Consider the following 3,243-nt stretch of genomic DNA (forward strand, 5'->3'; position numbering starts at 1 on the left):
CCCCCGACGGCGCGCTCACGGGCGCGGGTCCACGCGCCGCCAGGGGCGCTCGTCGCGACGTGCCCCCGTGCCCGCCGCGCACCGGTGGCACACGTGCGCGACGGCGTCGGCGTGCGCGCCCGTGGCGGGGTCGGCGTCGGACCACTCGACGTGCGGGAACCGCGCGAGGTCGGCGCGCGCGAGCGGGAGCCCGCACACCGTCTGGTTGGTGCCCGGCAGCCACGCGTGCACGTCACCGGCGGGCCGCCGCACGCCGTCGGGGTCGACCCACGTGCTCGACGCGGCCACCCGTGCACCGCTCACCCGCCGCGTCGCCACGTGCCCTCCTCCGCCGTCACCGCGCACGTCGCCGCGCACCTCGCCGCACGCCCGGTCGCACGACGTCCGAGCCACTGTGCGACGGCCGCGCCGCACCCGCACGCGCAGCGCGCTGACCTGCGCGGACGCAACCCTCCGCACCCCCGCTGGACGGATCGTCCCGCGGGCCTCACACTGGCCGTCGCCCCCTCGATGTTCCGGCCGCAGAGTGCCGGGAAAGGACCCGTGCGGTCGTGCTGCGCACCGTGACCTCCCACCTGTCGATCGACGTGCGGCAGCCGCTCGAGCTGCTGCTCGCCGTGGCCGTCGCGGACGGCGCCCACGACCGCTCCGAACAGCTCGCCGTCCGCCACGAGGACGGCCCGCTCGACGTCGTCGAGATCAAGGGACCGCACGGCGGGCGCACCCACCGCGTGCTCGCGCCGGTCGGGCGGCTGGTCGTCGACTACACCGCGACGGTGATCGGTCAGGCCGACGCGCCGGCGGTCGAGGACATCGACCTCGTCGAGTACCGCCGCCCCAGCCGGTACGCCGACTCCGACCGCCTGCTCGCGTTCGCGCGCGACCAGTTCCGCGGCCTCGAGGGCGCCGAGCTGCTCGACGCGGTCGTCGCGTGGGTCGCCGGGCACGTGACCTACCTGTCCGGGTCGAGCCTCCCGACCGACGGCGCGACCGACACGCTGCTCAAGCGGCGCGGCGTGTGCCGCGACTTCGCGCACCTCGTCGTCGCGCTGCTGCGCGCGACGGACGTGCCCGCGCGGCTCGCGTCCGTCTACGCGCCCGGCCTCAAGCCCATGGACTTCCACGCGGTGGCCGAGGCGTACGTCGACAGCGGCTGGCACGTGGTCGACGCGACCCGGCTCGCGCCGCGCGAGTCGTTCGTGCGGATCGCGACGGGTCGCGACGCGACCGACACGGCCTTCATGTCGTACTACGGCGGCTCGCTGACGCTGCGCTCGATGACCGTGACCGCGACGGTCCAGGGCACGCTGCCGGTCGACGACGGCACGGGGCTCGTCACGCTCCGCTGAGGTGCGGTCCGCCGGCGCCCTGCTCGCCGGCGGCTCTCCCGCCCGTCGACCCGCTCGGGGGGAGCCGCGGGCCCGTTGAGCGCCTCAGTGGTGCGGGCCGCCCTCGGCGAGGTCGGGGGACGTGTCGGGCTGGTGGACGCAGACCCACAGGCTGCGCGGCTCGACGGTCACCTCGAGCGTGCGACCAGGGTCGAGCACGTCGCCGTCGAGCTGGCGCGGCTGCGGCCTGTCGCACCGGACGACGACGTGCGAGCCGCGCACGATCTCGCGCGCGGGCACGCGCTTGCGGCGCAGCGCGATGCCGACGAGCAGCTGCACCCAGTGCCCGACGTTCTTGGGCGCGAGGACAGCGACCTCCATCGTGCCGGTGTCCGGCTGCGCGTCGGGCAGGAGGGTGATCCCGCCCTGGAGGCGTCCGACGTTGCCGATCAGCACCGAGCGCGCACGCCGTCGACGCGGCGCGCCACCGTCGATCTCGATCTCGACGTGCATCTCGTCGTCGGCGAGGTGCTTGATCGCCGAGAAGACGTACGCGATCGAGCCCGCCTTGTTCTTGAGCTTCGTGGGCGCGTCGTCCATCGTCGCGGCGTCGAGGCCCATGCCCGCCATGACGGCGAACACCTGGCCGTCGGCGCGGCCGACGTCGATCTGGCGCCGCCCGCGTGCGAGGACGGTGTCGACGCCGTCGGGCACGTTGGTCGGCACGTCGAGGTTCGCCGCGAGCAGGTTGCCCGTGCCGCCCGGCAGCACCGCGAGCGCGGTGTCGGTGCCGACGAGCCCTTCGATGACCGCCCGCACCGTGCCGTCGCCGCCGCACACGAGCACGACCTCGGCGCCGTCCTCGACCGCTTGCCGTGCCTGCCCCGTGCCCGGGTCCTCGGCGGTCGTCTCGAGCCACGCCGGTGCGGGCCAGCCGGCCGCGGCGAGCTGGTCGGTGATCGCCTGCCGGAGCTCGTCGGTGCCCTCGACCCGGTTGGGGTTGACGACCACCGCCGTGCGCAGGGGCTTGTCGCCGTCGCGCTGCTGCGGAGCCGGCTCGGTGGGGTTGGTCGTGGTGTCCGTCACGCAGGCGATTGTCCAGGCCGGGACCCGGTCGCGCGCGGCGAGCGGCCCGCACCCGGGCGGGCGTCGGGTCAGGCGCTCTCGCGCAGCGTGCGCCGACGCCCCTCGAGGGCGACGAGCTCGGCGAACGCGGCCTGGTAGGCGGCAGCGTCCTCGGCCGGGTCCATCCGTTGCAGCCGCCCGCGCAGGTCCGCGATGCTCCGCGTGAAGCCGATCTCGACGAGCCGCAGCACGACGTCGCGCACATAGCCCGGCATCGACTCCGGCCGGTCCTCGGGCAGCGGCGCGACCGCGAGCTCCGTGATCAGCGGCCGCACGGCCTCCGCCGCCTGCTCGACGACCGCGTCGACCCAGCCCGTCGACGCACCGCCCGCCGCCGCGGCCGCCGCACGTGCCGCCGCCATCCCGCCGGCCGCACGGACCGCCTCGTGGACCGCGCGGTGCGCGGGCGCGGCGAAGGCGTCGGCGGCGAGGTCGTCGAACTGCGCGGGGACGTGCTCGGGCTGCTGGAGGACCACCTCGAGCGCGGTCCGCTCGATCTGCACGACCGGGTCGCGACGGTCCGGCGACGGCATGCGCACGACAGGCGCCTCGTCGCCGTACGGGCCGTCCGCGCGCTGGTCGCCCCGCGTCCAGCGGTCGTCCGGTCGCCCGCGACCGTTCGAGCCGCCTCGACGGTCGTCCGGCCGCGACCACGGCCCCTCGCGTCGCGCGCCGTCACCGCGACCGCGCTGCCCGTCGCCGCCGCGCCACTCGGGACGCCCGCCCCGACCGCCGTCCCCGCGACCCGCGTCGGGACGGCCACGACGGTCGTCGGACCGCTGCTCGCCGC

The 3,243-nt window shown here is 76.4% G+C and carries 4 protein-coding genes; 1 reads left to right on the forward strand and 3 read right to left on the reverse strand.

The features are described 5' to 3' along the window. Nucleotides 1-15: 15 nt before the first annotated feature. The gene (locus CTKZ_RS20650) at nt 16-318 is read right to left on the reverse strand and encodes a hypothetical protein (RefSeq protein ID WP_124344655.1); all 303 of its coding nucleotides are present in this window, start codon (nt 316-318) and stop codon (nt 16-18) included. 233 nt (nt 319-551) lie between these two features. Between CTKZ_RS20650 and CTKZ_RS20655 the strand changes: the two genes are divergently transcribed. Next, complete coding sequence (locus CTKZ_RS20655) at nt 552-1,349, forward strand: transglutaminase-like domain-containing protein (protein WP_124344656.1); 798 nt, start codon at nt 552-554, stop codon at nt 1,347-1,349. An 84-nt stretch (nt 1,350-1,433) separates the two neighbouring features. Here CTKZ_RS20655 and CTKZ_RS20660 read toward each other — a convergent pair whose 3' ends face one another. Together CTKZ_RS20660 and dnaG are read right to left on the reverse strand one after the other, a co-directional pair. After that, on the reverse strand, nt 1,434-2,414 hold the full coding sequence (locus CTKZ_RS20660; protein WP_124344657.1) for a diacylglycerol/lipid kinase family protein: 981 nt from the start codon (nt 2,412-2,414) through the stop codon (nt 1,434-1,436). Between the two features lie 68 nt (nt 2,415-2,482). Then, nucleotides 2,483-3,243 (reverse strand): DNA primase (gene dnaG, locus CTKZ_RS20665; RefSeq protein WP_503825978.1); only part of this gene is annotated, 761 nt, incomplete at its 5' end.

This window comes from Cellulomonas algicola, assembly GCF_003851725.1.
Taxonomy (GTDB): Bacteria; Actinomycetota; Actinomycetes; order Actinomycetales; family Cellulomonadaceae; genus Cellulomonas; species Cellulomonas algicola.